Annotated in this window: 26 protein-coding genes; 16 read left to right on the top strand and 10 right to left on the bottom strand. The window is 66.9% G+C overall.

From position 1 onward, the window contains the following. Nucleotides 1-2 precede the first annotated feature (2 nt). From argF to AC1RDS_RS12925, 3 genes are all read right to left on the bottom strand, one after another. The gene (gene argF, locus AC1RDS_RS12935) at nucleotides 3-923 is read right to left on the bottom strand and encodes an ornithine carbamoyltransferase (protein ID WP_092696753.1); all 921 of its coding nucleotides are present in this window, start codon (nucleotides 921-923) and stop codon (nucleotides 3-5) included. Nucleotides 924-945: 22 nt separating this feature from the next. After that, a complete protein-coding gene (locus tag AC1RDS_RS12930) occupies nucleotides 946-2,142 on the bottom strand; it encodes an aspartate aminotransferase family protein (protein ID WP_092696752.1) in 1,197 nt (398 codons plus the stop codon). Nucleotides 2,143-2,376: 234 nt separating this feature from the next. Continuing rightward, nucleotides 2,377-3,057, bottom strand: coding sequence for a GntR family transcriptional regulator (locus tag AC1RDS_RS12925; RefSeq protein ID WP_092696751.1), 681 nt, complete (start codon nucleotides 3,055-3,057; stop codon nucleotides 2,377-2,379). A 105-nt stretch (nucleotides 3,058-3,162) separates the two neighbouring features. Between AC1RDS_RS12925 and AC1RDS_RS12920 the strand changes: the two genes are divergently transcribed. From AC1RDS_RS12920 to AC1RDS_RS12910, 3 genes are all read left to right on the top strand, one after another. Beyond that, nucleotides 3,163-4,149 carry a Bug family tripartite tricarboxylate transporter substrate binding protein gene (locus tag AC1RDS_RS12920; RefSeq protein ID WP_092696750.1) on the top strand — a complete coding sequence of 329 codons (987 nt, stop codon included), beginning with the start codon at nucleotides 3,163-3,165 and terminating at the stop codon, nucleotides 4,147-4,149. Between the two features lie 145 nt (nucleotides 4,150-4,294). Then, entirely contained in the window at nucleotides 4,295-5,569 is a 1,275-nt protein-coding gene (locus tag AC1RDS_RS12915) for a glucarate dehydratase family protein (RefSeq protein ID WP_492227080.1), read from the top strand. Nucleotides 5,570-5,778: 209 nt separating this feature from the next. Continuing rightward, entirely contained in the window at nucleotides 5,779-6,108 is a 330-nt protein-coding gene (locus AC1RDS_RS12910; RefSeq protein WP_026434589.1) for a DUF3579 domain-containing protein, read from the top strand. A gap of 234 nt (nucleotides 6,109-6,342) precedes the next feature. Here AC1RDS_RS12910 and rpsT read toward each other — a convergent pair whose 3' ends face one another. Next, nucleotides 6,343-6,645 (bottom strand): 30S ribosomal protein S20, encoded by a 303-nt coding sequence (rpsT, locus tag AC1RDS_RS12905; RefSeq protein WP_015015385.1) that lies wholly within the window; start codon nucleotides 6,643-6,645, stop codon nucleotides 6,343-6,345. A gap of 199 nt (nucleotides 6,646-6,844) precedes the next feature. On the opposite strand from rpsT, the gene murJ reads away from it, so the two are divergent. Together murJ and AC1RDS_RS12895 are read left to right on the top strand one after the other, a co-directional pair. Then, nucleotides 6,845-8,410, top strand: coding sequence for a murein biosynthesis integral membrane protein MurJ (gene murJ, locus AC1RDS_RS12900; protein WP_092698538.1), 1,566 nt, complete (start codon nucleotides 6,845-6,847; stop codon nucleotides 8,408-8,410). A 90-nt stretch (nucleotides 8,411-8,500) separates the two neighbouring features. Then, nucleotides 8,501-9,352 carry a SirB1 family protein gene (locus AC1RDS_RS12895; protein WP_287878163.1) on the top strand — a complete coding sequence of 284 codons (852 nt, stop codon included), beginning with the start codon at nucleotides 8,501-8,503 and terminating at the stop codon, nucleotides 9,350-9,352. A 175-nt stretch (nucleotides 9,353-9,527) separates the two neighbouring features. Here AC1RDS_RS12895 and AC1RDS_RS12890 read toward each other — a convergent pair whose 3' ends face one another. Then, on the bottom strand, nucleotides 9,528-9,926 hold the full coding sequence (locus AC1RDS_RS12890) for a universal stress protein (protein WP_287878166.1): 399 nt from the start codon (nucleotides 9,924-9,926) through the stop codon (nucleotides 9,528-9,530). Nucleotides 9,927-10,285: 359 nt separating this feature from the next. On the opposite strand from AC1RDS_RS12890, the gene AC1RDS_RS12885 reads away from it, so the two are divergent. The 3 genes from AC1RDS_RS12885 to AC1RDS_RS12875 all read left to right on the top strand — a co-directional run bounded on the left by AC1RDS_RS12885 (nucleotide 10,286) and on the right by AC1RDS_RS12875 (nucleotide 12,955). Then, nucleotides 10,286-10,675: a PA2779 family protein gene (locus AC1RDS_RS12885; RefSeq protein WP_287878168.1), complete on the top strand. Its 390-nt coding sequence runs from the start codon at nucleotides 10,286-10,288 to the stop codon at nucleotides 10,673-10,675. Continuing rightward, the gene (locus AC1RDS_RS12880) at nucleotides 10,675-11,625 is read left to right on the top strand and encodes a PA2778 family cysteine peptidase (RefSeq protein WP_287878171.1); all 951 of its coding nucleotides are present in this window, start codon (nucleotides 10,675-10,677) and stop codon (nucleotides 11,623-11,625) included. The genes AC1RDS_RS12885 and AC1RDS_RS12880 overlap by 1 nt, the downstream gene beginning before the upstream one ends. A 274-nt stretch (nucleotides 11,626-11,899) precedes the next feature. After that, nucleotides 11,900-12,955, top strand: a complete 1,056-nt coding sequence (locus AC1RDS_RS12875; protein WP_492227095.1) for an extracellular catalytic domain type 1 short-chain-length polyhydroxyalkanoate depolymerase — start codon at nucleotides 11,900-11,902, stop codon at nucleotides 12,953-12,955. 98 nt (nucleotides 12,956-13,053) lie between these two features. Here AC1RDS_RS12875 and AC1RDS_RS12870 read toward each other — a convergent pair whose 3' ends face one another. Beyond that, on the bottom strand, nucleotides 13,054-14,160 hold the full coding sequence (locus tag AC1RDS_RS12870; protein ID WP_287878173.1) for an AI-2E family transporter: 1,107 nt from the start codon (nucleotides 14,158-14,160) through the stop codon (nucleotides 13,054-13,056). A gap of 34 nt (nucleotides 14,161-14,194) precedes the next feature. After that, complete coding sequence (gene purM, locus AC1RDS_RS12865; RefSeq protein WP_092698547.1) at nucleotides 14,195-15,241, bottom strand: phosphoribosylformylglycinamidine cyclo-ligase; 1,047 nt, start codon at nucleotides 15,239-15,241, stop codon at nucleotides 14,195-14,197. Between the two features lie 175 nt (nucleotides 15,242-15,416). On the opposite strand from purM, the gene hda reads away from it, so the two are divergent. From hda to AC1RDS_RS12835, 6 genes are all read left to right on the top strand, one after another. After that, nucleotides 15,417-16,115: a DnaA regulatory inactivator Hda gene (gene hda / locus AC1RDS_RS12860; protein ID WP_092698549.1), complete on the top strand. Its 699-nt coding sequence runs from the start codon at nucleotides 15,417-15,419 to the stop codon at nucleotides 16,113-16,115. 47 nt (nucleotides 16,116-16,162) lie between these two features. Continuing rightward, nucleotides 16,163-16,873: a histidinol-phosphatase gene (locus tag AC1RDS_RS12855; RefSeq protein WP_492227079.1), complete on the top strand. Its 711-nt coding sequence runs from the start codon at nucleotides 16,163-16,165 to the stop codon at nucleotides 16,871-16,873. Nucleotides 16,874-16,910: 37 nt separating this feature from the next. Next, complete coding sequence (gene pcnB, locus AC1RDS_RS12850; protein WP_092698553.1) at nucleotides 16,911-18,500, top strand: polynucleotide adenylyltransferase PcnB; 1,590 nt, start codon at nucleotides 16,911-16,913, stop codon at nucleotides 18,498-18,500. A gap of 9 nt (nucleotides 18,501-18,509) precedes the next feature. Further along, complete coding sequence (gene folK, locus AC1RDS_RS12845) at nucleotides 18,510-19,037, top strand: 2-amino-4-hydroxy-6-hydroxymethyldihydropteridine diphosphokinase (protein ID WP_092698555.1); 528 nt, start codon at nucleotides 18,510-18,512, stop codon at nucleotides 19,035-19,037. A 147-nt stretch (nucleotides 19,038-19,184) separates the two neighbouring features. Further along, entirely contained in the window at nucleotides 19,185-20,219 is a 1,035-nt protein-coding gene (locus AC1RDS_RS12840; protein WP_492227078.1) for a glycosyltransferase family 2 protein, read from the top strand. Further along, nucleotides 20,216-21,781 carry an ArnT family glycosyltransferase gene (locus tag AC1RDS_RS12835; RefSeq protein WP_492227077.1) on the top strand — a complete coding sequence of 522 codons (1,566 nt, stop codon included), beginning with the start codon at nucleotides 20,216-20,218 and terminating at the stop codon, nucleotides 21,779-21,781. Before AC1RDS_RS12840 ends, AC1RDS_RS12835 begins: the two co-directional genes overlap by 4 nt. Here the strand turns inward: AC1RDS_RS12835 and AC1RDS_RS12830 are convergent. Further along, complete coding sequence (locus AC1RDS_RS12830) at nucleotides 21,741-22,175, bottom strand: GtrA family protein (RefSeq protein ID WP_092698561.1); 435 nt, start codon at nucleotides 22,173-22,175, stop codon at nucleotides 21,741-21,743. The genes AC1RDS_RS12835 and AC1RDS_RS12830 overlap by 41 nt on opposite strands. Nucleotides 22,176-22,217: 42 nt before the next feature. On the opposite strand from AC1RDS_RS12830, the gene AC1RDS_RS12825 reads away from it, so the two are divergent. Continuing rightward, nucleotides 22,218-23,018 (top strand): ChbG/HpnK family deacetylase, encoded by an 801-nt coding sequence (locus tag AC1RDS_RS12825; protein ID WP_244273676.1) that lies wholly within the window; start codon nucleotides 22,218-22,220, stop codon nucleotides 23,016-23,018. Between the two features lie 111 nt (nucleotides 23,019-23,129). Here AC1RDS_RS12825 and AC1RDS_RS12820 read toward each other — a convergent pair whose 3' ends face one another. Both AC1RDS_RS12820 and AC1RDS_RS12815 read right to left on the bottom strand, forming a co-directional pair. Beyond that, on the bottom strand, nucleotides 23,130-24,107 hold the full coding sequence (locus AC1RDS_RS12820) for a tripartite tricarboxylate transporter substrate binding protein (protein WP_492227076.1): 978 nt from the start codon (nucleotides 24,105-24,107) through the stop codon (nucleotides 23,130-23,132). Between the two features lie 105 nt (nucleotides 24,108-24,212). Next, a complete protein-coding gene (locus tag AC1RDS_RS12815; protein WP_092698566.1) occupies nucleotides 24,213-25,271 on the bottom strand; it encodes a CDP-6-deoxy-delta-3,4-glucoseen reductase in 1,059 nt (352 codons plus the stop codon). A 172-nt stretch (nucleotides 25,272-25,443) separates the two neighbouring features. Between AC1RDS_RS12815 and AC1RDS_RS12810 the strand changes: the two genes are divergently transcribed. Beyond that, complete coding sequence (locus AC1RDS_RS12810; RefSeq protein WP_348682488.1) at nucleotides 25,444-26,394, top strand: NAD-dependent epimerase/dehydratase family protein; 951 nt, start codon at nucleotides 25,444-25,446, stop codon at nucleotides 26,392-26,394. Nucleotides 26,395-26,396 lie beyond the last annotated feature (2 nt).

The raw sequence follows: 26,396 nt of genomic DNA, 5'->3' as shown, positions 1-26,396 counted from the left end.
CCTCATGCAATGCGGCCGAGCAGAAGGTACTCCATGAGCGCCTTCTGCACGTGCATCCTGTTTTCTGCCTCGTCCCAGACGACGGATTGCGGCCCGTCGATGACCTCGGCCTGCACCTCTTCGCCGCGGTGCGCGGGCAGGCAGTGCATGAACAGGGCGTCGGGCCTGGCGGCCGCCATCATCTCGGCATCCACGCACCAGTCGGCAAAGGCTTTTTTGCGTTCTTCGTTCTCGGCTTCGTAGCCCATGCTGGTCCACACGTCGGTGGTGACCAGGTCGGCGCCCCGGCAGGCTTCGAGCGGGTTGCTGAAAAACTGATAGCTGCTGGCGCTTATTCCACCTGCGCCAGCGGCCAATTTCTCATCAACCTCGTAGCCACGGGGGGTGCTCACATGCACCTTGAAGCCCAGCAGCGCGGCGGCCTGCAGCCAGGTGTTGGCCATGTTGTTGCCGTCGCCCACCCAGGCCACGGTCTTGCCCTGGATCGAGCCGCGGTGCTCGATGAAGGTGAAGATGTCCGCCAGGATCTGGCAGGGGTGATACTCGTTGGTCAGGCCGTTGATGACGGGCACACGCGAGTCGGCCGCAAAGCGCTCGATCTTTGTCTGCTCGAAGGTGCGGATCATCACCAGGTCCACCATGCGGCTGATGACCTTGGCACTGTCTTCGATCGGCTCGGCGCGGCCGAGCTGGCTGTCGCCCGTGGTCAGGTGCACCACGGAGCCGCCCAGCTGGTACATGCCGGCCTCGAAGCTCACGCGCGTGCGCGTGCTGGCTTTCTCGAAGATCATGGCCAGCGTGCGGTCGGCCAGCGGGTGGTGCTTTTCGTAGGCCTTGAACTTCTTCTTGATGAGCGCGGCGCGCTCGAACAGGTAGGTGTATTCGTCGGCGCTGAGGTCGTTGAACTGCAGGTAATGTTTCATGGCGCTCTCGTTGCGGGCTGGCTCATTGCGCCAGCAGGGCTTTGACCAGGGGGGTGAGCTTGGCGACGATCTCGTCGGCCTCGGCGATGGTGAGGATCAGCGGCGGCACCAGGCGGATCACGCTGTCGGCCGTGACGCTGATCAGCAGGCCGGCATCGGCCGCCTGGCCTACCAGAACGCCGCAGGGTTGGGCCAGTTCCACGCCCAGCATCAGGCCCTGGCCGCGCACTTCTTTCACGCCGGGCAGGCTGCCCAGCGCGTGCTGCAGCGCAGTCTTGAGGTGCAGGCCCACCGTGGTGGCGTTGTGCAGCAGGCCGTCTTCTTCCATGATGCGGATGGTTTCATTGCCCGCGCGCATGGCCAGCGGGTTGCCGCCAAACGTGGTGCCATGGTTGCCGGGCTGCAGCACGTTGGCGGCCTTGGGGCCTGCCACCACGGCGCCGATCGGCACGCCCGAGCCCAGGCCCTTGGCCAGGGGCATTACGTCGGGCACGATGCCGGCCCACTGGTGGGCAAACCACTTGCCGGTGCGGCCCATGCCGCACTGCACCTCATCGATCATCATCAGCCAGTCGCGCTCGTCGCACAGCTTGCGCAATTGCTGCAGGTATTCAATGCGCATGGGGTTGATGCCGCCTTCGCCCTGGATGGTCTCGAAGAACACGGCCACCACGTTGGGGTTGCCTTCGGTGGCCTTCTTGATGGCGTCGATGTCGTTCACGGGCACGCGCACAAAGCCTTCGACCAGCGGGCCAAAGCCGCTGTAGATCTTGGGATTGCCGGTGGCCGACATGGTGGCGATCGAGCGGCCGTGGAAGGCCTTTTCATACACCACGATCTCGGGCTTGGCGATGCCTTTGTCCACGCCGTATTTGCGCGCAATCTTGATGGCGGCCTCGTTGGCCTCCAGTCCCGAGTTGCAGAAGAACACGTTGGCCATGCCCGAGCGCTCCACCAGCCTGGCGGCCAGCTGCTCCTGGCCGGGCACATGGTAGTAGTTGGACGAGTGGATGATCTTGCCGATCTGGTCCTGCAGCGCGGGCACCAGCTTGGCGTGGTTGTGGCCCAGCGTGTTCACCGCGATGCCGCCGAGGGCATCGAGGTACTCCTTGCCGTTCACGTCCCACACGCGGCAGCCTTGCCCGTGCGATAGCGCAATCGGCACGCGGCCATAGGTGTTCATCACGTGGGGCGAGGCGGCCTCAATGAAAGCGGTCATGCGGTGGACTCCAGGCGACAGGGTGAAGGGGCGGCCGTGGTGGCCGCACCCGAAAAAGCGAAGCACGATTCTAGGGCGAGCGCTGGCGCCAGGAGATGACGATTGCGCATCACTGTGATCACGTGGACGTTGAGCAGTGTTTACGACGGCCGCCACGACACGCAGCAGCAACCCTACCTATCTGCAGCACCTGGAGCGGCTGTGCAGGCTGTCATACCCGCTTACCTCCGGTCGTTACGCGGTCACATAGTCCGGGTGCCGGGCCCGGATGTCCGCAATGCGGCCCAAGGTGCCCGAGAGGTGCGTGCGCAGCGCTGACTGGGCAGCGCCGGGGTCTTGCGCGGCCAGAGCGGCCACTATGGCGCGGTGCTCGCGTACCACCCGCTCGGCCTTGCCGGGTGAAGGCAGGTCCAGGCGGCGCAGCCGGTCGAGGTGGCCGCTGCGCCGACGCACCAACTCGTACAGGTCGGGCACACCGGCGGCTTCGTACATCATGCGGTGGAAAGCCTGGTCGGAGGCGATGAACTCCTCGGTGTCGGCGATGGCCAGCGCGGCCTGCAGGTCCACCTGGGCCGTCAGTTTGGCACGCAGCACTGCATCGTCGACCAGCGCCAGGGTGCGTGCCACTTCCAGCTCGATGGCGCAGCGCAAAAAGTGCGCCTGCGTGGCTGAGACTATGTCGATACGGCTCACCAGCGTGGCGTGCTGCGGGAAGATGTCCACCAGGCCCTCCTGGCTCAGCTGCAGCAGGGCGTCACGAACGGGAGTCTGGCTCAGATCGAACCGTTCGGCCAGCTCGGCGCGCGACAGCGGCGTTCCCGGCGCAAGCTCCAGCGAGAGTATGGACTCGCGCAGCCATTCGAAGACTTGCGGGGCGGCCTGGCGGGTGCGGTCGAGCTTGTGGGGTGTTTTCATCAGTGGGCCTGCGGTCACTGGATTCTATGGCTTGATTTAATTGACGCACTAATACATTAGTGCTTTAATGTACCAATATCAATCATCTGAAAATGGAGACAACCCATGCGCTGTTCGAATCGCCGCCTTGCCCTGCTCGCTGCCTGCTGCGCCGTCAGCCTGAGTTCCATCAGCGCCCACGCGGCCGACTGGCCTACCGCTAAACCCATCACCTGGGTGGTGCCCTTCGCCGCTGGCGGCTCCACCGATGTGGTGGCCCGCGCCGTGGGTCAAGAACTGTCGCAGGCGCTGAGACAGTCGGTGGTGGTGGACAACCGCCCTGGCGCAGGCGGCGTGATCGGTGTGCAGGCCGTGGCTCGCGCACCGGCCGACGGTTACACCCTCGTCGGCGGCACCATCAGCACCCACGCCATCAACGCCGGGCTTTACAAAAAACTACCTTATGACCCGGTTAAGGACTTCGAGCCCATCACCTTGATCGCCTACGTTCCCAACGTGCTGATGGTGAACAGTGCTTTGGGTGTGAACTCGGTGCAGGAACTGGTCGCGTGGATCAAGAAGAACCCCGAAAAAGCCTCCTACGCCTCGTCCGGTGCCGGCACGTCCACCCACCTGACCGGCGCGCAGATGTCCGAGCTGATCAAGGTGCCGATGCAGCACATCGCTTACAAGGGCAGCCCGCAGGCTTTGCAGGACGTGGCCGGCGGCAATGTGCCCTTCCTATTCGACCAGCTCACCGCCGGCATGCCGCTGGTGAAGGCCGGCAAACTGAAGTTCCTGGCTGTCACCACCAAGACCCGCTCGCCGCTGGCACCCGACGTGCCCACTACCGCCGAAGCTGGATTCCCCGGCCTGGATCTGGTGTCTTGGCAGGCGGTGTACGCCCCCAGGGGTACGCCCAAGGAATTCGTGAACCGGCTCAACACCGAAATCGTCAAGGCGCTGAACACCCCTGAGTTGAGGAACAAGCTGGAGCTCCAGTTCGGCATGCAGGTGGTGGGCAGCACTCCCGCCGAGCTGGCGGCCATTACGCAGAAGGACGTCGCCCGCCTGGGCGAATTGGTCAAAAAGACCGGCGCAACTGCAGATTAATGGGTCACCCCAGGCTGCGCGGACTGCGTTCCGCTACGCCAATCCTCTCAAGAGGGCGCACCTGGCCGGTTCCATGGGTGCCTAGCGTGGCTCGTTCCACGGCCTTCTGATCGAAACATACCGACTACTTGAAAGAACACTCGTCATGGCACGCGACATCACCATCACCCACGTCCGGGTCACGCCCATCGCGTTCCGCGACGGCCCGCTGCTCAACGCCGCCGGCATTCATGAACCCTGGGCGCTGCGCTCCATCGTCGAGATCGAAACCAGTGACGGCAGGGTCGGCATTTCCGAGACCTATGGCGACGAGCCCATGCTCAAGATCCTGGAGCAGGCCAGGCCGCTGTTGATCGGCCTGTCGCCTTTCGCGCTCAACGTGATGGAAGAACGCGTGCGCGCCACCATCACGGCCGTGTCCGGCGCGGTGGAGTTCGAGCTGGCACCAGGCTCCCACGCCATCAAGAACGTGCCCAAGGTGATTAGTGCGCTGGAGACCGGCATGCTCGACCTGCAGGGCCAGATCACTGGTGCGCCGGTGGTGGACCTGTTGGGTGGCAAGGTGCGCGACGCCGTTCCCTACAGTGCCTACCTGTTCTTCAAATACGCCGAGCACATCGACAAGCCCTACGCACCCGACGCCTGGGGGGAGGGCGTCAGCCCCGCGCAGATTGTGGCGCAAGCGCAGCGCATGATCGACCTCTACGGCTTCCAGAGCATCAAGCTCAAGGGAGGTGTGTTCGAGCCTGCCCATGAGGTAGCCTGCATGCAGGCACTGGCCAAGGCCTTCCCCGGCCTGCCGCTGCGGCTGGATCCCAACGCCAACTGGTCGCTGACTGCCAGCATCGCCGCCGCACCCGCGCTGGACGAGATCCTGGAGTACTACGAAGACCCCACGCCAGGTCTGGCCGGTATGGCCGAGCTGGCCAAACACACCAAGCTGCCGCTGGCCACCAACATGGTCATCACCACAATGGAGGACTTCCGCAAGGGCTGCGAGATGGGCTCCATCCAAGTGCTGCTGTCCGACCATCATTACTGGGGTGGTCTGCGCATCACCCAGACACTCGCGCGCATGTGCCGGCTGTGGGGCTTTGGCATGTCGATGCATTCCAACTCGCACCTGGGCATCAGCCTGATGGCCATGACCCATGTGGCCGCCAGCGTGCCCAACCTGACTTACGCCTGCGATACCCACTATCCCTGGCAGGAAGAGGAAGTGGTGAAGGGCGGCCGCATCCGCTTTGACAAGGGTTCGGTAGCGGTGCCCACCACCCCCGGCCTGGGCGTGGAACTGGACTACGACGTACTGGCTACCTTGCACGAGCAGTACAAAACTTGCGGTGTGCGCAATCGCGACGATCTGACGCAGATGCGCAAGTACGACCCGTCGTTCACCGGCAAAACGCCGCGGTTCTGAGCGCCGGCGCCCCGGGCGCACCCGGGTGAATGCTGGGGTCGGTTGTGTGGGGGAGTGATGGCCGTGGCGGCTATCCGGGTAATCAAACGCCGCACCAATGCATCGGCGGGACAGGATGCAGGTCAGCTCTTATATAAGAGTTAGAATCCAAGGCACGGCGCAGCAAGCAGTGATCCTGCGGTAATCGCCTTCTACCACTCAGACCCCCGATGGTTTCCCCCTCCTCCAAAGAAGTCTTCATCCAGGGCATCACCCACGAAGGAAAAACCTTTCGTCCCAGCGACTGGGCCGAGCGGCTGGCCGGGGTGATGAGCGGCTTTCGCCCGGGCGGAGCCAAGCCCGGCAGCCATCTGAGCTACTCGCCCTGGTGCATTCCCACCACGCTCAACGGGGTGAAATGCGTGGTGGTGAACAGTGACCTGCGCGACCACGAGCCCATGGCCTGGGATTTCGTCATCAATTTCGCGCGCGACAACAACCTGCAGGTGGCCGAGGCCTGCCTGCTGCCCGACCCGCCTGCGGCGCCCCTGCAGCGCTGACCGCAGCCCGCTGCTGGCGGGGCCGCTTGGGCTTGGCCCACTCATCTTTTGAAGTGTCGGGGACAGAGCGGCTTCGGCTGGAGCCGACCCCGGTCTGTCCCCGATTCAGCAGGGTGCCAGCAAAGCAAAAAACCGCCCGAAGGCGGTTTTTTGCTTTGCTGGCAGCGCACCCGTTACAAACGGCGAACGGTATGACCCGTTCGGGCTGTTTGCCTGCCGGGGCAGGCGGTGGATTTAAGCGGCTGCGGGTGCCAGGGCTTTCACCTTGGCAGACAGACGGCTCTTGTCGCGAGCTGCCTTGTTCTTGTGGAAGATGCCCTTGTCGGCCACGGTGTCCACCACGGCTTGCATCTTGGCGAACAGTTCGGTCGCCTTGGTCTTGTCGCCGGCCAGAACAGCCTTTTCGACGTTCTTGACAGCGGTACGGTATTTGGAGCGCAGCGAGGTGTTCGCGGCGTTGATCTTGACGTCCTGACGGACGCGCTTGCGGCCCGACGCCAGGCGCGGGTTCTTCTTCTTGGGTTTAGCGGATGCCATGGTTTAGTTCCTTGAGTCTGAGGATGATGCCAGCAAAGCCCGCGATTATAGCCCAGAGCGGTTTCCTCACCGCTGCCTCGCCAGAAACCGGCGCTGCGCCATCGCCAGCGCACCGGTGGAACGGGCTTTGCCGGGCCGCCGGGTGTTTCCTCCCTTGGGGGAAGACGCGAAGCGGCGCAGGGCGAATACACTCCCTGCGGTGTCATTGTTCAAAGCCGCCTCCACCGTCTCCCTGCTGACCCTGGCCTCCCGCGTGACGGGCCTGGTGCGCGACCTCCTGATGGCCTCGATGTTTGGCGCCAACGCGCTGACCGATGCCTTCAACGTTGCCTTCCGCATTCCCAACCTGTTCCGGCGCCTTTTTGCCGAGGGCGCCTTCAGCCAGGCGTTCGTGCCGGTGCTGGCCGCCTCCAAGGCCCAGCATGGCGAGGCTGCCACGCGCGTGCTGATCGCCAGCGTGGCGACGGCGCTGGCCTGGGTGCTGCTGCTCACCTGTGTGCTGGGTGTGCTGGGGGCCCCGCTGCTGGTGTGGCTGCTGGCCAGCGGCCTGCGCCAGAGCCCGGCCAGCTTCGATGCCGCCGTGCTGATGACGCGCTGGATGTTTCCCTACATCGGCTTCATGTCGATGGTGGCGCTGTCGGCGGGTGTGCTCAACACCTGGAAGCGCTTTGCCGTGCCGGCCGCCACGCCGGTGCTGCTGAATCTGTGCATGATCGCTGCCGCCTGGCTAGGCGCGCCGCAACTGGCGGCACGGGGGATCGAGCCCATCTACGCCATGGCCGGCGGTGTGATGCTGGGCGGCATGCTGCAGCTGGCGGTGCAGGTGCCCGTGCTGTACCGCCTGGGCCTGTTGCCGCGCATCGGCGTGACCTGGGGCACCGTGCGCGCCGCCTGGGCCGAGCCTGGCGTGCGCCGCATCCTCACCCTCATGGCGCCGGCGCTGCTGGGGGTGGGCGTGGCGCAGGTGTCGCTCATGGTCAACACCCAGATCGCCTCGTATCTGGCGCCGGGCAGCGTCACCTGGCTGTTTTACGCCGATCGGTTGATGGAATTTCCCACCGCCTTGCTCGGCGTGGCGCTGGGGGTGGTGCTCACGCCCCAGCTGGCCGCTGCCAAGGCCGCTGGCGACGCACTGCGCTATTCGGCCATGCTCGACTGGGGCCTGCGCATCGTGGTGCTGCTGGCCGTGCCCTGTGCCGTGGCGCTGCTGACCTTTGCCACGCCCCTGGTGGCCACGCTGTTCCACCACGGCGCGCTGCTGGACAGCGACGTAGGGAACATTGCCATCGCCCTGGCCGGCTATGGGGCCGGCCTGCTGGGGCTGGTGGCCATCAAGGTGCTGGCGCCAGGCTATTACGCCAGCCAGGACATCCGCACGCCCGTGAAGATCGCCGTGGCGGTGCTGGTCATCACGCAGCTGCTCAATGTGGCCCTGGTGCCGTTCATGGCCCATGCGGGGCTGGCGCTGTCGATCGGGCTGGGTGCACTGGTCAATGCGCTGTGGCTGCTGGTAGGCCTGCTGCGCCGCGGCAGTTACCAGCCGCAGCCTGGCTGGGCACGCTTTGCCCTGCAGGTGGTGGCTGCCAGCGCCTTGCTGGCGGTGCTGCTGGTGTGGGCCGCGCAGTATTTTCCGTGGGTGCAGATGCGCGCGCACAGCGGCCAGCGTGCGGGTTTGCTGGCCCTGGTGCTGGGCGCGTCGGTGGCGCTGTATTTTGGCGCGCTGTGGGCCGCCGGACTCCAGCTGCGGCAGATGCTGCGGCGCTGATGCCGCTGCGCCGCGAGCGCGCCGAAATGACCCTGCAATCCGCGCCTGGTGTGGCTTGACGCCACAGGGCGCCCACCGTACAACGCTTCCATGTCCCTGAGCTATTCCGTCCCCACTGCGCTGGAGTACTTTGCCGCGCTGGTGCAAAGCGACGAGCATTTCCCGCTGCTCGAAGCCGCCGCCAGCCTGGCGCAGGACGAATACATCGACCTGGATGTGCAGCAGCTGCTGGGCGACGTGGACCAGCTGGCGGCGCGCCTGCAGCGCCGCATGCCGGCCGACGCACCCGCGCTGCAGCGCCTGCGCATGCTCAACCAGTTTTTCTTTGCCGACCTGGATTTTGCCGGCAACGTCAACAATTACTACGACCCCGAAAACAGCTATCTCAACGCCGTGCTGCGCACGCGCCGCGGCATCCCGATATCGCTGGCCGTGCTGTGGATGGAGCTGGCCCAGGGCCTGGGCCTGCACGCGCGGGGCATCGCCTTTCCGGGGCATTTCATGGTCAAGGTGCTGCTGCCCAAGGGGCAGGTGGTGATGGACCCCGTATCGGGACAGTCGCTCAGCCGGGAAGAACTGTCCGAGCGGCTGGAGCCCTACAAGCGCCAGAGCGGCCTGGTGGACGACTACGACGTGCCGCTGGGCCTGTACCTGCAGGCGGCCACGCCGCGCGACATCATTGCGCGCATGCTGCGCAACCTCAAGGAAGTGCACCGCACGCAGGAGGACTGGCAGCGCCTGATCGCCGTGCAGGACCGCCTGATCGTGCTGCTGCCCCAGGCCTGGAGTGAATGGCGTGACCGGGGCCTGGCGCATGCCGAGCGCGGCAACACGGCGCAGGCCGTGGCGGATCTGCAGGCCTATCTGGCGCATGTCGAAGACGCGCTGGATGTGGATGCCATCGCCGAGCGCATCAGCACCCTGCGCAGCGCGGGCCGCTGATACGGATGGGCCTTTCACCGTACGGCGTGGTGGGGTCGCCTTGCCGTGCTGCCGCACTGCCTGCGGCTGCCCGCCCGGCTCTCCCGCTGAATGCAAACCCCTGTGAATGGGTGTCTGAAACGAAAAAAGCGCTTGCCAGGCAAGCGCTTTTTGCTATTGCTTGAATGGCGAATTGTCAGGCGCCCGCAGCCTTGACGCAAAGGACGGGGCAGGACACCGTCATCAGCAGTTCCTGGGCCACGCTGCCCAGAATCAGCTTGCCCACGGCGGTGCGCCGGCGCAGGCCGATCACCAGCACGGAGATGTCACGCGACGCCACCAGGTCGTTGATCTCGTCCACGGCGCTCTTGCCGCGCACAAACTGCTTGAACTCGGCGGTGATGCCTTGCGCGGCCAGCAATTCTTCCACCTGCTCGACCTCGAAGCCGGCGGCCAGCGAAGTGTCTTCCTGCTGGCCACCGGGGCCGGCGTTCACCACCATCAGGGGTTCCTGGCGGCGCTTGGCGATTTCGATGCCCTTGTCCAGTGCGGCCCGGCCTTCGGGGCGGGGTACGTATGCGACGAGGATGGTCATGTCTTGTATCTCCTGGTTATTGTCGGAATGGCGGCTCGCCCAAGGCTTGGGCTGGCCGTGCGTGACCGGGGCAGTCTGCGCTCGCAAATGGTAACGCCTGGCGCCCCGGCGTATCTGAATGGCGCAATGGCGCGATCACGGGCTGGCCCATGCCGGGCAGAGAAGGGTATCGGCGGCATTGCGCGGCGCGTAGCCGATTTGCGTGGCCGCGCGCGCCGAAGAAATGTGACGATCTGCTGGTTGGCGTGTGGGCTTGTAAATCGCGTTGACGGTGCTTCAGGGCATCCGGTAGATTCGCCGCCAGGGCATTGCGCCATCGTGGTGCAATGCTTCACAAAATATACCGATTGGAGTTTTCGATGTCTGCATTCAAACGTGTGGTTGCTTCCTGCCTGGTGGCCGGATTGACGCTGGCGGGCCTGCCGCTCACAGCCCAGGCGGGCATCGTGGGCACCGACCAGGTACTGGCAACTTCCGCATCGAGTACCGACCGTGATCGGGTCAGCATTTTCCTGGCCCGTGAGGATGTGCGCAACGCCCTGCAGGGTCAGGGGGTGGATGCCAATGCCGCCATCGCGCGCGTGCAGGCCATGTCCGACGCGGAAGTGGCCCAGCTGGCCTCCCGCGTGGACCAGGCGCCGGCCGGCGGTGATATCTTGGGGGTGGTATTCACGGTCTTCATCGTCCTGCTGGTCACGGACATCCTGGGGCTGACCAAGGTGTTTCCGTTCACCCGCTCGGTTCGCTGATGAGCCCTCGCCGCGCTGGCTGGAGAACCCCCGCTGCGGCGGGGGTTCTTCTTTGCGCCCTGCTGCTGTCGGGATGTGCATCGCCGCAACTCACTGCCCTGGACCAGCGCTGGCCGCAGGCCTTGCCGCCCGCAGCGTTGCTGGAGCATGTGCCGTTCTTTGCGCAGGATGACCACCTGTGTGGCCCCGCCTCGCTGGCCATGGTGGCGCAGGCTGCAGGCATCCAGGTGACGCCGGGCGAACTCACCGAGCAGGTCTATGTGCCAGGGCGTCAGGGGGCGCTGCAGCTGGAAATGCTGGCAGCCACACGCCGGCAGGGGCTGGTGGCCTATCCCCTGGCGCCGCGCCTGCAGGATCTGCTGCAGGAAGTGGCGGGCGGGCAGCCGGTGCTGATCCTGCAAAACCTGTCGCTGCCGATATCACCCCTGTGGCATTACGCGGTGGTGATTGGTTACGATCGCGCCCGCAACGAGGTGGTGCTGCATTCCGGTGTCACCGAGCGCATGGTGATGGCGCTGTCGACCTTCGAGCACACCTGGGCGCGTTCCGGGTACTGGGCGATGCGCGCGGTGGCGCCGGAGCGTTTGCCAGTGACGGCCGAGGCGGATGGCTGGGCAACGGCCGTGGCAGCGCTGGAGCGCGTGAACCCACGCGCCGCCCAGACGGCCTACGCCACGGCGCTGGCACGCTGGCCGGACCATCGGGCCAGCCTGCTGGGGGCAGGCAATGCAGCGTACGCGCAGCGCCAGCTGGCGCGCGCCGGGCAGGCTTATGCGGCGGCCACGCGGGCGCATCCCGACTTTGCCGATGCGTGGAATAACCTGGCGCAGGTGCGGCTGGAACAAGGGCAGCGACGTGCGGCCCGCGCTGCCATCGACCGTGCCGTGGCGCTGGGCGGACCACGCCTGGCGCAGTACCAGGAGCTGCAGCAAAAAATCAGGGCACCATAAAGCGTGCTGAAGGCGACCCTCCGGAATGGTGTCGCCACCATGCGCCGGAACGCATCGCCAGGCAACGTACCGCGCAGCTTGCGTCTGCTCGCGAACAGGGTGTGCGCTCCGCCGCACCATGGTTGCACTGCAACTGGAGAGAAATTTCGGAAGCATAGAGAATTTGTACTTATGGCTAAAACGCAAATAGCTATCAAATAAAGAGCAAATGACGCGCTAGCCCGTAAGCTGTTATCTTGAACAGGGTAGTTCCAGATGAATGGCCACCGCATCCATGCCCCGCCGCTCACCCCTGTTTTCCCTGTCCGCTCTGACGCGCGCTTACCGGCGCAATCTCAAGGCCTTTGCGCGCGCCACCCAACCCGTGCGCGCCAAGGCGGCGGCCGTGCCGCGCGCGCGGTCCCCAGCCGCAGCCGTCACCCGCACGCCGCGCAAGCCGCTGCCCGCCAGCGGGGAGTGGATTGCCGGCATGGCTCCCGGCCCTGCGGGTGCGCGGCGGTTTCACCTGTATGTGCCGCCGGGGCTGGCGCTGCGTCCGGGCGAGAAGCGGCCCCTCCTGGTGATGCTGCATGGCTGCGGCCAGACCGGGCGCGAACTGGCGGCCAGTTCGCGCATGAACCGCCTGGCGGTGCGTCATCGCTTTCTGGTGCTCTATCCCGAGCAGGAGCGCCTGGCCAATGCCCATGGCTGCTGGAACTGGTTTGACCGCCGAAGCGGCAAGGCCGATGCCGAGGCGGCGACGCTGCTGGCGGCGATCGACCGGGTGGCGCGGCGCCACCCGGTGGACACCGCCCGCGTGGGCGTGGCAGGGCTGTCGGCCGGCGCCAGCATGGCCGCGCTGCTGGCGGCGCGCTACCCCGGCCGGTTCTGTGCCGTGGCCATGCATTCGGGTGTGGCACCCGGTTCGGCCGACTCCGCCGCCACCGCCATGGCGGCCATGCGTGGGCGGCGCGCGGCGCATCTGCCCGATCCACCATCGGCGCTGGCTGCTGAAGGACCGGTGCCTGCGCCGCTGCCCCCGCTGCTGATCCTGCATGGTGATGGCGACAACGTGGTCTCGGCGCGCAATGCGGTGGCCACGGCCGAGCTGTGGGCCGCGGCATTGGGCGCGCGCGCCGGCACGGTGCGCACCCTGCAGCGCGGCAAACGCCATGCGATGCGGGTGACCGAGTACAAGGCACGCGGCCGCGCGCAGGTCACCCTGCGCGAAATCGTGGGCCTGGGCCACGCCTGGAGCGGCGGTGCGTCCGGCATGCCCTACAGCGATCCGGCCGGGCCCGATGCATCCGCACTGGTGTGGGCGTTTGTCGCGCGGCAGTTCAAGCAATGAAGGGAAATAGCCGTTGCCCCTTGTTTTTAGGGCAGAAAGCTATTGTGATCCAAGCGTCTGAGTGACCTCGCAGTGCGCGCCGGGCCGCCCGGTGGCGGCTAAACCAGCCGCGCCGCCACCAGCTCTTTCTTGAGGTAGGCGTAAAACAGCGGCGCTGCCACCAGCCCCGCCGGACCGAAAACGGCCTCGGCCACGAACATCACGCTCAGCAGTTCCCACACCCCCATCTGCGTGCGCCGGCCCACCACCTTGGCATTGATCACGTATTCGGCCTTGTGGATGAGGATCAGAAACCCCAGGCAGGCCGCTGCTGCCAGCGGCGACACCGACAGCCCCACGATGGTGATGACCACGTTGCACACCAGATTGCCCACGATGGGCACCAGCCCCGCGACAAAGGTGAACGTGATCAGCACCGGCGTGTAGGGCAGCTCCAGGCCCCACAGCGGCAACACAAAAAGCAGGAACAGCGCGGTGAGCAGCGTGTTGAACGCCGCAATCCAGAACTGCGCCGCCACGATCTGGCGGAAGGCCTCGCCAAACAGGGCGATGCGCAGCCTGAGCTGCTGCGCCAGCGGGCCACGCGCCAGCACCGCAGGGCGCACGGCGGCCAGCGCGCCAATCAGCAGGCCCACATACGCAAACAGCACGCCAGCCAGCCAGGCGCGCCCGGCCATGGCCAGTGCACCGGCCTTGGCGCCCAGGTAGCTGGCAATGGTGCGCTGGATCTCCGCCGCCCCTTCCGGCAGGTGGGCGGCCATGTCCGCCGGCAATTTCAGGCGCAGCTCCAGCACCGTGCGGGCCATGTAGTTCAGCAGTTCCTGGTATTGCTGCGGGGCGTTCACCAGGTAGCCGCGCGAGTGCGTGAGGCCCACTGCCAGCAGCGCCAGCGGCAGCAGCATCACCAGGGCGGCAGCGGTCATCTGCGCAGCCCGCAGGCCAGAGACGGACGGATGGGACGGGCGCCGCATGCGGCCCAGACCTTGTGCAAACCAGCGGGTCAACGCCCGCGTCAGCAGAAAACCCAGGCACACGCACAAAAGACCCGGCAGCAGGCCGCGCCACATCACCAGCAGCAATGTGGCCGCCACCAGCAGGTAGCTGGCCACCACGACGCCCTGGCTCAAGGGTCGTGCTGGCAATTGGGTGGGTGTGGCCTCAGCCGAGGTGGAGGCGATGGGAGCCGGGGAGGGGCGCTGCGCCATGCAGGGCGACGGAACGGAGCGGGGCCAGTGTCGATCAGGCCACCACCACGGCGGCACCTTCACCGCGCGCAGCAATCGTGCCAATGGCGTACACCTGCTCGCCCGCAGCGCGCAGCGTGGCGGCCGTGGCTTCTGCGGCTGCGGCGTCCACCACCACCACCATGCCGATGCCGTTGTTGAAGGTGCGGTTCATCTCGATGTCGTCGATGCCGGCCGTCTTCTGCAGCCAGGCAAACAGCTCGGTCTGGGGCCAGCTGCCTTTTTGCAGGTGGGCGGCAGCACCCTCGGGCAGCACGCGGGGGATGTTCTCCAGCAGGCCACCGCCGGTGATGTGGGCCAGGGCCTTGATGGGATGTTGCGCCAGCGCGGCCAGCACGTTCTTCACATACAGGCGCGTGGGCTCCATGACCGCCTGCCTGAAGGGTTTGCCGTCCAGCGTGGCGGGCAGATTGGCGCCCGCGCGCTCGATGCACTTGCGCACCAGCGAGAAGCCGTTGGAATGCACGCCGCTGGACGCCAGACCCAGCACCACGTCGCCGGGCTTCACATCCTTGCCGGTGAGGATCCTGGATTTTTCGACGGCGCCCACGGCAAAACCGGCCAGGTCGTATTCGCCCGCCGGGTACATGCCGGGCATCTCGGCGGTTTCGCCGCCGATCAGCGCACAGCCCGAGAGCTCGCAGCCCTTGGCGATGCCGCCCACCACGGCAGCGGCGGTGTCCACATCGAGCTTGCCGCAGGCGAAGTAGTCCAGGAAAAACAGCGGCTCGGCGCCCTGCACCAGCACGTCGTTGACGCTCATGGCCACCAGGTCGATGCCCACCGTGTCGTGCATGTTCCATTCAAACGCCAGCTTGAGCTTGGTGCCCACGCCGTCGGTGCCGGAGACCAGCACGGGTTCCTGGTAGCGCTTGGGCACCTCGAACAGTGCGCCAAAGCCGCCGATGCCGGCCAGAACGCCCTCGCGCATGGTCTTTTTGGCCAGCGGCTTGATGCGCTCGACCAGGGCGTCGCCCGCGTCAATGTCAACGCCAGCGTCTTTGTAGGACAGGGGGGTGGGGGTGGATGCAGAGGAGCTCATGGCAGGGATGGCACGGACCAGCGTGCGCGGCAGACTAAAATTTGCGCAGATTTTACGGGTTGTGCACCGCACGCCGTCCGTTCACCCTTTCTTCCCGCCCTGTTTTGCTTTTCCAGCCCATGCCGTTTCCTGTCATTCTCCCCCGCGCCGGCCTGCGTGCCCGCGGGCTGCAGCCATGAAGCAGCTGGCCCTGGACATTGGCCTGGCGACGGGCCCGACCCTGGCGCGTTTCTTTGCCGGCCCCAACGAGGCCGCGCTGCAGCATCTGCGGCTGTGGGTGGGGGAGGGCCACCAGCCGGGCACCCGTTCGCCGGTCCCCACTTACTTGTGGGGCGAGGCCGGCAGCGGCAAGACCCACCTGCTCCGGGCGGTGCACCAGGCCTTGGGCGACCAGGGGGCCAGCGTCGGCTGGCTCGATGCGTCGGTGGCCGCGCCCGCGGAGTTTGACGAGCGCTGGACCGCCGTGGTCATGGACGATGTGCACCTGTACAGCACCGCCCAGCAGGCCATGGCCTTCAACTGGTTTGTGAACGCCATCAGCCCCGCCAGCGGCATGCCACGCGGGGTGCTTGCTGCGGGCAACCTGCCGCCGGCCGACCTGCCACTGCGCGACGACCTGCGCACCCGTTTGGGCTGGGGCCATGTGTTCCAGCTGCAGCTGCTCGATGAAACCGCCCGCCGCGCGGTGCTGCGCCAGGAAGCCGATGCCCGGGGCGTGTTCCTGGGCGACGAGGTGATGGATTTCATGCTCAACCGTTTTTCGCGCGACCTGGGCAGTCTCATGCAGTTGCTGGACCAGCTCGATGCCTATGCGTTGCGCACCCAGCGCGCCATCACCATCCCCTTGCTCAAGGCCATGCTCGAATCGGAATGATGCCGCCACCCGGTGTGCCTCCCCTTTTGCCCTTTTTGTGAATCTGAATGACCTCTGATCCCCGCCGCCCGCGGCTTGCGCTGTTCGACCTGGACCATACGCTGCTGCCCATTGACTCCGACTACGAGTGGGGCGAGTTCACCATCCGCATCGGCTGGAACGATCCCGTGGAGTTCGCGCGCCGCAACGACGAGTTCTATGCCCACTACCAGGCAGGCACGCTCGATGTGCACGACTATGTGCGGTTTGCCACCGAGGCCGTGCGCCAGCGCGGCCCCGAGGCCGCCGCCGCCGCCCATGCACAGTTCATGCGCGAGGTGATCGAGCCGGCCATCCACCCGCAGGCACGCGAGCTGCTGCGCCAGCACCAGGCGGCCGGCGATGACGTGCTCATCATCACCGCCACCAACGAGTTCGTGACGTGGCCCATCGCGCAGGCCCTGGGCGTGCAAGAATTGCTGGCCATGCGGCTGGCCCGCGATGCGCAGGGCTGGTACACGGGCGAAATCGACGGTATTCCCACCATGCGCGAAGGCAAGGTGCGGCGCATGGAACAATGGCTGGCCGAGCGGCGGCTTTCCTGGAGCGATGTCGAGAGCACTTTCTACAGCGACTCCATGAATGACGTGCCGCTGCTGGAGAAGGTGAACCACCCCGTCGCCACCAACCCCGACCCGCGCCTGCGTGCGCTGGCCCAGGAGCGCGGCTGGCGCATACTGGACCTGTTCACGGCCTCTGCCAGCCAGGCTGCCTCCTGACACCTGTGCTCCGGCACCCCCTGATTACCCATTACCCATGATCAAGAAGTTCATCGACAAACTGCTCGGCAAGTCCACGCCCGGCACCTCGGGCGGCAAGCCCCATTTCGGCAAGCGCGAAGAGGTTCCGGCATCGGTCCACGGCATCAACCCCGAGCTGGTGGACCGCCGCGCCGCCGACGTGGTGGCCACGCTCAAGCAGGCGGGTTTTGAGGCCTACATCGTGGGCGGCGCCGTGCGCGACCTGCTGCTGGGCCTGCGCCCCAAGGACTTTGACGTGGCCACCAACGCCACGCCCGAGCAGGTCAAGGGGCTGTTCCGGCGCGCCTTCATCATCGGCAAGCGCTTTCGCATCGTGCACGTGGTGCATGGCCGGGGGCGCGAGCACGAGGTGATCGAGGTGTCCACCTTCCGCGCCTACCTCGACAACGCTGCGGCAGGCCAGGTCAGTGGCAACGAGAAGACCAGCAAGGCCCAGCTGTCGGGCATGCAGCATGCCGTGGACGCCAGCGGCCGCGTGTTGCGCGACAACGTCTGGGGCCCGCAGGACGAAGACGCCACGCGCCGCGACTTCACCGTGAACGCCATGTACTACGACCCGGTCAGCCAGGTGGTGGTGGACTACCACAAGGGCCTGCAGGACGCCAAGAAGAAGACGCTGCGCATGATTGGCGACCCGGCCACGCGCTACCGCGAAGACCCCGTGCGCATCATCCGCGCCGTGCGCTTCGCGGCCAAGCTCAGCCCGCTGGGCTTCACCATCGACGCCAAGACCGCAGCGCCCCTGGTGCAGTCGCAGGCCTTGCTGGCCGAGGTGCCGCAAAGCCGCATGTTCGATGAAATGCTCAAGCTGCTGCAAACCGGCCATGCCATTGCCACCATCGAGCAGCTCAAGAAGCTGGGCATGGCCACAGGCATCTACCCGCTGCTGGACGTGGTGGTGGAGCGCGCCGACACGCCTTTCGTGAGGGCAGCCCTCACCGACACCGACCGCCGCGTGGGCGAGGGCAAGCCCGTGGCCCCCAGCTTCCTGCTGGCCTGCGTGCTGTGGGACGACGTGCACAAGGGCTGGACGGAGCGCCAGAACCAGCGCCAGCACCCGCTGCCGGCCTTGCAGGATGCGATCGACGACGTGTTCGACAAGCGCATCGGCGACGTGTCGGGTCGCGGCAAGCTGGCCGCCGACATGCGCGAGATCTGGGTCATGCAGCCGCGCTTTGAAAAGCGTGTGGGCAACGGCCCCTTTGGCATGGTCGCCCAGCTGCGCTTTCGCGCCGGATTCGACTTCTTGCGCCTGCGTGCCGACGTGGGCGAAGTCGAGGAAGCCCTGGCCGAATGGTGGCAGGACTTCCAGAACGCCAGCGATGACCGCCGCGACGACCTGATGGACCAGGCCCGCGAAGAGCAGAAGGCGCGCCAGAAGGCCCAGCCCGTGGTCAAGCGGGTGCCGCGCGCTGCACCGGCAGCCGGGGCGGCGCCCCGTGCTGCGACGGCTGGCGCTGCACCGTTGCCCGACGATGCTGCGCCGCTGGCCGATGGCGATGCGCCCAAGAAGCGCCGCCGCCGCCGTCGCAAGCCGGGTGGCGGCAATGGCGAGGGCGCTGCCTCCGCAGCCGCTGGCGAATAAGCGTTGCTGATGCAGGCTGCTGGCCCGCCTGTGGCCCCTGCGATTCCTGCGGCCGTGTCTGCCTGGATCGGACTCGGGGCCAACCTGGGCGATCGGCAGGCCACCTTGCGCGCCGCGCTGGCGGCCATGGCAGGCTTGCCGGGCACGCGCCTGCAGCGCACCTCGTCCCTTTACCGCAGCGCGCCCGTGGATGCGGGCGGGCCCGACTATCTGAACGCCGTGGTGCAGGTGGAGACCACCCTGGCGCCCCATGCCTTGCTGGCGCAGCTGCAGGCGATCGAGCAGGCGGCCGGGCGCGAGCGTCCCTACCGCAACGCCCCGCGCACGCTGGACCTGGACATCCTGCTCTATGGCGATCAGGTGATCGACACCCCCACGCTCACGGTGCCGCACCCGCGCATGCCCGAGCGTGCCTTTGTGCTGCGCCCCCTGGCCGAACTGGCGCCCGAGCGGGTGCCGGCGCACCTGCTGGCGGCCGTGGCAGCGCAGCGCATCGAACGCATCGCGGAGTCCGCCTGGGTGAATGCCCAGGCGTGACGTGCTGTGGGCGCGTTGACGCATCCAGGCGAAATCCATGGGGTGTTGATGCATTTTTGCGCGCCTGGCTTGCAGCGTTAAGGTCGGCTTAAGTGATGGTGCGGCAAACTTTCGGGTTGCCCAATTTCCATGGGCCAGGAATGTCTTGTGAATCATTTTTTTCTCGCCCAGGAGTCGGCCGCACCGCCGGGCAGTTCTGCCGAGGTCGCGGCTGCTGACAGGGGGGAGGGGCCGCGCACGCTGACGTCGATCTCCTGCGTCGTGCCTTGCTACAACGAAGCCGACAACCTGGAGCGCCTGCTGCCGCGATTGAGCGCTGCCTTGGCCATGCTCGCGCCGCAATGGGAAATCGTGCTGGTGGACGACGGCAGCACCGACGCCACCAGCGCGCGCATGACCCAATGGACACGCCAGCCGGGCGTGCGTGGATTGCAGCTGTCGCGCAATTTCGGCAAGGAGGCTGCACTCACGGCGGGCCTGCAGGCGGCGGCCGGTCAGGTCGTCGTGATGATGGATTCCGATCTGCAGCATTCGCCCGCCTTGCTCGATACCTTTGTGCGGCACTGGCGCGCGGGGGCCGATGTGGTGTACGCCGTGCGCGAGCACCGCGAAGATGAGAGCGGCTTCAAGCGCCTGGGCGTGTACTGGTTCTACCGCCTCCTCAACGGGGCTGATCGCTTCGAAGTGCCGCCCGGCGCTGGCGATTTCCGGCTCATGGACCGCAAGGTGGTCAATGCGCTGCTCGCACTGCCCGAGCGCAACCGTTTCATGAAGGGGCTGTACGCCTGGGTGGGCTTCGAGGCGGTGGCCGTGCCCTATGTGCCGGACGAGCGCGCCCATGGCCAGAGCCATTTCAACCCGCTGCGGATGGTGAGCCTGGCGCTGGATGGCCTCACGGCCTTCACGGTCTGGCCGCTGCGCGCGGTGAGCGGATTGGGCTTTGTGCTGGCACTGGCGGCGTTTGGCTATGGCGCTTACCTCAGCTTGGACTATCTGCTGTACGGCCACGACGTGAGTGGCTGGACCACCATCGTCGTGAGCCTGATGCTGTTCGCGGGCATCCAGCTGGTGTCGCTGGGCGTGGTGGGCGAGTACGTGGGCCGCATCTACGAAGAGGTCAAGCGGCGGCCGCTGTACGTGGTCCAGCGCGAACTTGGACAGGGCCTGCGGGAGGACGCATGACCGTGCAGGCCCGACGCCCGGCCTGGCGCGACGGCCTGGCCGTGCTGGCGCTCATCCTGGCCTGGCTGGCTGCCACGGCCTGGATGCGCCCATTGATGCTGCCCGACGAGGGCCGCTATGCCACCGTGGCCTGGGAAATGCTGCGTTCGGGCGACTGGTTGACGCCCACGCTCGATGGGCTGCCGTTCTTTCACAAGCCGCCGCTTTTTTACTGGATCACGGGCGCAGCGCTGTCCGTGCTGGGACCCTCCGAGATGGCTGCGCGTGCTGCGTCACTGGCGGGGGCCACGCTGGGGGCGTTGTCGCTGTATCTCTTCACGCGCCGCTGGTGCGGCCCGCAGGCCGCGCGCCGGGCTTTGTGGGTGCTGCTGGTGCAACCGCTGTTCTATGTCGGCGGCCAGTTTGCCAACCTCGACATGCTTGTGGCGGGCTGCATCACGGCCACCATCCTGGCGCTGGCGCACGCGGCATTGTGTTTCGAACAGGGGCAGCCGCACCGCCGTGTGCTGCTGCTGGCCTATGGCCTGGCGGCGCTGGGTGTGCTGGCCAAGGGGCTGATCGGCTTTGTGATCCCGTCCATGGTCGTGGGCCTCTGGCTCGTCCTGCGCTGGCGCTGGCGCACGGTGGTGGCGTTGCTGTCCCTGCCGGGTCTGGTGGTGTTCCTGCTGGTGGCCGCACCCTGGTTCGTGGCCATGCAGCAGCGTTTTGACGGCTTCGTGCATTACTTTTTTGTGGTGCAGCATTTCCAGCGCTTCGCCGCGGACGGATTCAACAACGTGCAACCGTTCTGGTTCTACCCCGTGGTGGTGGTGGTGTGCAGCCTGCCGGGCATCTTGTGGGCGCGCCCGCTGTTGGCGCGTGGCTATTTCACGGCCAGTGCGCCGCGCAGTGAAGTGCGATGGCTCATGGTGCTGGCGGTGGGCTGTGTGCTGCTGTTCTTCTCGCTACCGCAGTCCAAGCTGGTGGGCTACATCCTGCCCGCTGTGCCACCGCTGGCGTGGCTGATCGCCGATGCCAGCGTGGTCTCTGGCGATTCCAGCGTGCGCCGGCGCTGGTGGTGGGCCACGCTGGTGCTCAGCGCCCTGCTGGGGCTGGCGGTGGTGGTCGGGCTCGCGCTGGACCAGCACCATTCCAGGCGCAGCCTGGGCCTTGCGCTGCGCGCGCAGCATCAGCCCGGGGTGCCGGTCTTCATGCTCAATACCTACCTTTATGACGTGCCGTTCTACGCGCGCCTGCAGGAGCCTGTGCACGTGGTGGATGACTGGAGCAACCCCGAGATCGCACGGCGCGACAACTGGCGCAAAGAGATTGCCGACGCGGGCAAGTTCGCCCCCGATGTGGCGGCGCGGCTGCTGTTGACACCCGAGGCTTTACCCCAGGCCCTGTGTCGCCAATCCGTGAGCTGGGTGATAGCGGCGCAGGATCAGCGCGGGCGCTACCCTTTTCTGGCGCAGGCCGAGGCGGTGTACACGGCAAGCGGCGAAACGCTCTGGCGCGTCGATTCGCGCCAAGGCGCGCAATTCACGGCCCTGAACTGTGCAGGAACGCCCAATGGCGGCTGAGCAGGTAAGTCGCCCCGGCCACGCCGATCAGCACGCCGGCCAGCAGAACGTCGTAGCGGGCGCTGGTCCAGTGCAGCAACAAGGCGTAGAGGGTTTCGTTGATCAGGAAGCCGCCCGCCGAAATGCTGAAAAAGCGCAAGCCTGCGCGGCCCACGGAGTTGCCATGCCCGCGAAAGCTGAGCCGGTGGTGGCCGGTGAACGACACGCCCAGGGCCACAAGCCAGCCGACCACGTTGGCCAGCAGCGGTGCCCAGCCACCCAGGGCCACCAAAGCGGTGGCCACGCTCCAATGCACGGCGGCGGCGGCGCAACCGACCACGACGAACCAGCCGACGTGGCCCCGTTGTCGATGGCGGCGGTGCAGGATGGGGCGGGAGTGGGTCAGGCGATGCATGGGGCGCAGCAGCATAGCAGCTGGCGCCGCATCAGTGTGTGCGTGGACGATTTTGGCCTGAATCAGGGCATCAACCAGGCGGTGCTGGCGCTCGCACACCAGGGGCGCGTACAGGCGGTGTCCTGCATGGTGGGCGGGCCTGCCTGGGCCGAGGGCGCACAGGCACTGCGTGCCCTGGACCGCTGCCGCGTGGAGGCGGGCCTGCATCTGGATCTGACCGAATGCCCGCTGCAGCCCGCGTTGCGCCAGCCCCTGGGGCGCCTGATTGTGCGGGCCTATTTGCACCGGCTGGATGTTCCGGCGCTGCGCACCGAAATCCGTGCCCAGCTGGATGCCTTTGAGCAGGCCATGGGCCGTGCGCCCGCGTATGTGGACGGCCACCAGCATGTGCACCAGTTGCCCATGGTGCGCACCCTGCTGCTGCAAGAGCTGGGGCGTCGCTACCCGGCGGGCGGGCTGTGGCTGCGCGCCACCCGCAGCCCGCAGGGCGTGGCGCATGCCGATGCCCGCACGGGCTTCAAAAGCCATGTGATTGCGTCTCTGGGAGGGCGGGCGTTGTCTGCGCTGGCCCGGCGCCAGGGGCTGCGGCAAAACGCACGCTTGCTGGGGGTGTACGACTTCACCGGGGGAGCGCCGGCATACCGGGCGCGGCTGGAGCGCTGGCTGCATGCCGCGCGCGATGGCGACCTGCTCATGTGCCACCCAGGCCTGCCAACACAGGCCCCCGATGTGCTGGCGGCCGCGCGGCAGGATGAGTGGGCCGTGCTCAGCGCCCCGGGATGGGCGGACGCATTGGCCGCCGCAGGCGTGCGCCTGCAGCCCATGGGCCAGATTTTGGGGTGACTGCTATTCAATAAACAGCTTGTGCCGCTTCGCTGCTAAGCGCTGGCGGCATATTTGGCCCAGAGTTTTCGGGGTATTGCCGTTGGCGGCTCCGGGCTGAACGAATCGCGGTCAATCCACCTTGGCGCCCGAGGCCTTCACCAGTTGCTGGTACTTGGCGCGCTCGCTGGCCATGAAGGCGTCGAACTGCTCGGGCGTGGTGGGCACGGGTTCGGCCAGCAGGGCGCCAAAGCGGGTCTTGGTTTCGGGCGCATTGAGGGCGGCCACGAAGGCCTTGTTCAGCTTGGCGATCACCGGTTTGGGCGTGCCGGCGGGGGCCACCAGGCCCCACCAGGTGTCGATAGCAAAGCCCTTGAAGCTGCTGGACAGCGGCGGCACGCCAGGCAGGGCGGGGCTGGCCTGCAGGCTGGTCACGGCCAGGGCCTTGAGCTTGCCGGCGCGGATGTTGGGCGCGGCGGTGGCGAGGTTGTCGATGTTGAAGTCCACCTCGCCGCTCAGCAGGGCCAGCTGGGCCGGGTTGCCGCCCCGGTAGGGGATGTGCAGGGCAAAGATGCCGGCACGCTGCTTGAACATCTCGCCCGCCAGGTGGCCCGCGCTGCCGTTGCCGCCACTGCCGTAGTTGAGCTTGGCCGGATTGGCCTTGGCGTAGGCGATCAGGTCGGCCACGCTGTTGATCTTCAGTTGCGCTGCCTTCTCGGCATTCATCACCAGCACATTGGGTACACGCACCATCTGGGTGATGCCGGCAAAGTCCTTGCCAGCGTCGTAAGGCATGCGGGCATACAGCCAGGGGTTCACGGCGTGCGTGGCGGTAGCGGCGATGCCGATGGTCAGGCCATCGGGAGCCGCCTTGGCGATGGCGTCGGCGCCGATGTTGCCCCCGGCGCCGCCCTTGTTGTCGATGATCACCGTGCCCAGCGACTCGCGCACCCGCTCGGCCAGCGCGCGCGCCGTGATGTCCAGCGGTCCGCCAGGGGCGTAGGGAACGATCAGGCGGATGGGCGCGCCCGTGTCCTGCGCCAGGGCCAGGGAAGAAGAGAAAACCGCTGCGGCAGCGGCACTTGCGAGGAGGATGTTTCGGCGGTTCATGGCTCCATTGTGCAAAAAATGGAACCGCCATTGCGCAAAAATGGCCGCAGGCCGGTGCGGTGTGCACCCTGCCAGCGGCCTGCATTGGCGCGCACCGGGGGGTGTTCAGCCGTGCTTGTCGGCCTCGGAGGTGAACGAATCGGCAAAGAATTCCTCGGGCGGCAGGCCGCGCTCTGCGCTGTAGGCGGCGCGCGCCGAGTCCACCACGATGGGCGCGCCGCAAGCATAGACCTGGTGGCCCGAGAGGTCGGCAAAGTCCTGCAGCACGGCCTGGTGCACAAAGCCGGTGCGGCCCGTCCAGCCGTCCTCGGGCAGGGCATCGGACACCACGGGCACGTAGGTGAGGTGGGGCATTTGCGCGGCGCGCGCCAGCATCCAGTCGTGCAGGTACAGATCGCCCGGCCGACGGCCACCCCAGTACAGCGTGGTGGGGCGCGTGATGCCCTTGAACTGCATGTGCTCCACCAGAGCCTTGATGGGGGCAAAGCCGGTGCCCGATGCCAGCAGCACGATGGGCTTGTCCACATCCTCGCGCAGGAAGAAGCTGCCGAACGGGCCTTCGACGCGCAGGATTTCCTTTTCCTTCAGGGCGCCGAACACATGGTCGGTGAATTTGCCGCCCGGCATGTGGCGGATGTGCAGCTCCAGCCCCGGTGCCTCGGCCTGGGTGTGCGGGGCATTGGCCATGGAGTAGGCCCGGCGCGCGCCATCACGCAGGATGAACTCGATGTATTGCCCCGCGTGGTAGCGGAAGGTGTCGGCGGCGGGCAGCTGCAGGCGCAGCTGCATGACATCGTGCGATTTTTTCTCGAAGCTGGTCACGCGCACGGGCAACTTCTTGACGGGGTAGGCGCTTTCGTCGGTGACCTGGCGCGATTCGAGCACCACGTCGGTCAGCGGATGGGCACAGCAGGTCAGCACGAAGCCCGCGGCTTCCTCGTCGGCCGTCAGGGCCTTGGACTGGTGCCCGCCATGGTGCACGGCGCCGCTGATCTTCTTGCACTTGCACGAGCCACAGGCACCGTCCTTGCAGCCGTAGGGCAGGCCCACGCCGCTGCGGATGGCCGCCGCCAGGATGGCTTCGCCGGCATGGGTGCTGAAAGCGCGGCCACTGGGTTGTACGGTGATCTGGAATGCTGCGTTGGCAGTCTCGGTGCTGGTCATGGGGTGGGTATCCTTGGGCTATTCTTGCAATTGTCTTCAAGCGAATGGCCCCGATTTTGCCTTCAGTACCTGATCGTCCCCTTAAGGCCTGCCGCCCCGTGTGGCTGCCGTGCATGCCTGCTGCGTGCCCGCGCCACGGTGTGCGCAACCCCCTTTCCTGGCAGGGGGTTGCATGAGCACCGTTGCCCTGACCAGCGGCCTGGGCGCGCTGCCGTCCCGGTTTCGCCGCGAGCGCCTGCTGATCGTGGGCTATGGCGATGTGGGCCAGCGCGTGGCGTGCAATCTGCTCACCGGCCCGGGGGCGCAGCGCCTGCGTGTGCTGGCGCTCACCTCCCAGCCCGAACGCGTGGGCAGTCTGCGCGCGCAGGGGGTGATGCCGCTGGTGGGCAATCTGGACCACGCTGCCACGCTGCGCCGGCTGTCGGGCCTGGCCACGCGGGTGCTGCACCTGGCTCCGCCACCGGGCGAGGGCGGTGGGGGCGCAGCCTGGTGGCGCGATCCGCGCACCCTGGCCCTGGCCCGGGCCTTGCGGTTGCGAAGCCTGCCCATGTCGCTGGTGTATGCCTCGACCAGCGGCGTGTATGGCGACTGTGCGGGCGCCCGCGTGCCCGAAACCCGCACCGTGGCACCCGGCACGCCCCGGGCCCAGCGCCGCGTGGATGCCGAACGTGCCGTGCGCCACCTGGGGCGCGCCGGGGTGCGTACCAGCATCCTGCGCATCCCCGGCATCTATGCGCCCGACCGCGAGGGCGGGACGCCCGAGGCGCGGCTGCGCAAGGGCACGCCCGTGCTGGTGGCGCAGGACGACGTGTACACCAACCACATCCACGCGGACGACCTGGCGCGCGCCTGCCTGGCGGCGCTGTGGCGGGGCCGGCCGCAGCGGGTCTACAACGCCAGCGATGCCAGCGACTTGAAGATGGGCGACTATTTCGACCTGGCGGCCGACCTGTATGGCCTGCCGCGCCCGCCCAGGGTGCCGCGCAGCACCGCGCAGGATGCGCTGCCGGTGATGCTGCTGAGCTTCATGAGCGAATCACGCAGGCTCGACAACCAGCGCCTGCTGGGCGAACTGGGCCTGCGGCTGCGCTATCCCACCGTGGCAGCGGGGCTGCGCGCCTGACC

It is taken from the genome of Acidovorax sp. GW823-FHT02H02 (genome assembly GCF_058797075.1).
Note: the sequence above shows the minus strand (reverse complement) of the source record. Positions and strands in the feature narration are given on the sequence as shown.

What these genes read in the sequence shown, in the direction of transcription:
- argF (WP_092696753.1), bottom strand. Translation starts at nt 923, where the DNA reads ATGAAACATTACCTGCAGTTCAACGACCTCAGCGCCGACGAATACACC.
- AC1RDS_RS12930 (WP_092696752.1), bottom strand. Translation starts at nt 2,142, where the DNA reads ATGACCGCTTTCATTGAGGCCGCCTCGCCCCACGTGATGAACACCTAT.
- AC1RDS_RS12925 (WP_092696751.1), bottom strand. Translation starts at nt 3,057, where the DNA reads ATGAAAACACCCCACAAGCTCGACCGCACCCGCCAGGCCGCCCCGCAA.
- AC1RDS_RS12920 (WP_092696750.1), top strand. Translation starts at nt 3,163, where the DNA reads ATGCGCTGTTCGAATCGCCGCCTTGCCCTGCTCGCTGCCTGCTGCGCC.
- AC1RDS_RS12915 (WP_492227080.1), top strand. Translation starts at nt 4,295, where the DNA reads ATGGCACGCGACATCACCATCACCCACGTCCGGGTCACGCCCATCGCG.
- AC1RDS_RS12910 (WP_026434589.1), top strand. Translation starts at nt 5,779, where the DNA reads ATGGTTTCCCCCTCCTCCAAAGAAGTCTTCATCCAGGGCATCACCCAC.
- rpsT (WP_015015385.1), bottom strand. Translation starts at nt 6,645, where the DNA reads ATGGCATCCGCTAAACCCAAGAAGAAGAACCCGCGCCTGGCGTCGGGC.
- AC1RDS_RS12895 (WP_287878163.1), top strand. Translation starts at nt 8,501, where the DNA reads ATGTCCCTGAGCTATTCCGTCCCCACTGCGCTGGAGTACTTTGCCGCG.
- AC1RDS_RS12890 (WP_287878166.1), bottom strand. Translation starts at nt 9,926, where the DNA reads ATGACCATCCTCGTCGCATACGTACCCCGCCCCGAAGGCCGGGCCGCA.
- AC1RDS_RS12885 (WP_287878168.1), top strand. Translation starts at nt 10,286, where the DNA reads ATGTCTGCATTCAAACGTGTGGTTGCTTCCTGCCTGGTGGCCGGATTG.
- AC1RDS_RS12880 (WP_287878171.1), top strand. Translation starts at nt 10,675, where the DNA reads ATGAGCCCTCGCCGCGCTGGCTGGAGAACCCCCGCTGCGGCGGGGGTT.
- AC1RDS_RS12875 (WP_492227095.1), top strand. Translation starts at nt 11,900, where the DNA reads ATGCCCCGCCGCTCACCCCTGTTTTCCCTGTCCGCTCTGACGCGCGCT.
- AC1RDS_RS12870 (WP_287878173.1), bottom strand. Translation starts at nt 14,160, where the DNA reads ATGGCGCAGCGCCCCTCCCCGGCTCCCATCGCCTCCACCTCGGCTGAG.
- purM (WP_092698547.1), bottom strand. Translation starts at nt 15,241, where the DNA reads ATGAGCTCCTCTGCATCCACCCCCACCCCCCTGTCCTACAAAGACGCT.
- hda (WP_092698549.1), top strand. Translation starts at nt 15,417, where the DNA reads ATGAAGCAGCTGGCCCTGGACATTGGCCTGGCGACGGGCCCGACCCTG.
- AC1RDS_RS12855 (WP_492227079.1), top strand. Translation starts at nt 16,163, where the DNA reads ATGACCTCTGATCCCCGCCGCCCGCGGCTTGCGCTGTTCGACCTGGAC.
- pcnB (WP_092698553.1), top strand. Translation starts at nt 16,911, where the DNA reads ATGATCAAGAAGTTCATCGACAAACTGCTCGGCAAGTCCACGCCCGGC.
- folK (WP_092698555.1), top strand. Translation starts at nt 18,510, where the DNA reads ATGCAGGCTGCTGGCCCGCCTGTGGCCCCTGCGATTCCTGCGGCCGTG.
- AC1RDS_RS12835 (WP_492227077.1), top strand. Translation starts at nt 20,216, where the DNA reads ATGACCGTGCAGGCCCGACGCCCGGCCTGGCGCGACGGCCTGGCCGTG.
- AC1RDS_RS12830 (WP_092698561.1), bottom strand. Translation starts at nt 22,175, where the DNA reads ATGCATCGCCTGACCCACTCCCGCCCCATCCTGCACCGCCGCCATCGA.
- AC1RDS_RS12820 (WP_492227076.1), bottom strand. Translation starts at nt 24,107, where the DNA reads ATGAACCGCCGAAACATCCTCCTCGCAAGTGCCGCTGCCGCAGCGGTT.
- AC1RDS_RS12815 (WP_092698566.1), bottom strand. Translation starts at nt 25,271, where the DNA reads ATGACCAGCACCGAGACTGCCAACGCAGCATTCCAGATCACCGTACAA.
- AC1RDS_RS12810 (WP_348682488.1), top strand. Translation starts at nt 25,444, where the DNA reads ATGAGCACCGTTGCCCTGACCAGCGGCCTGGGCGCGCTGCCGTCCCGG.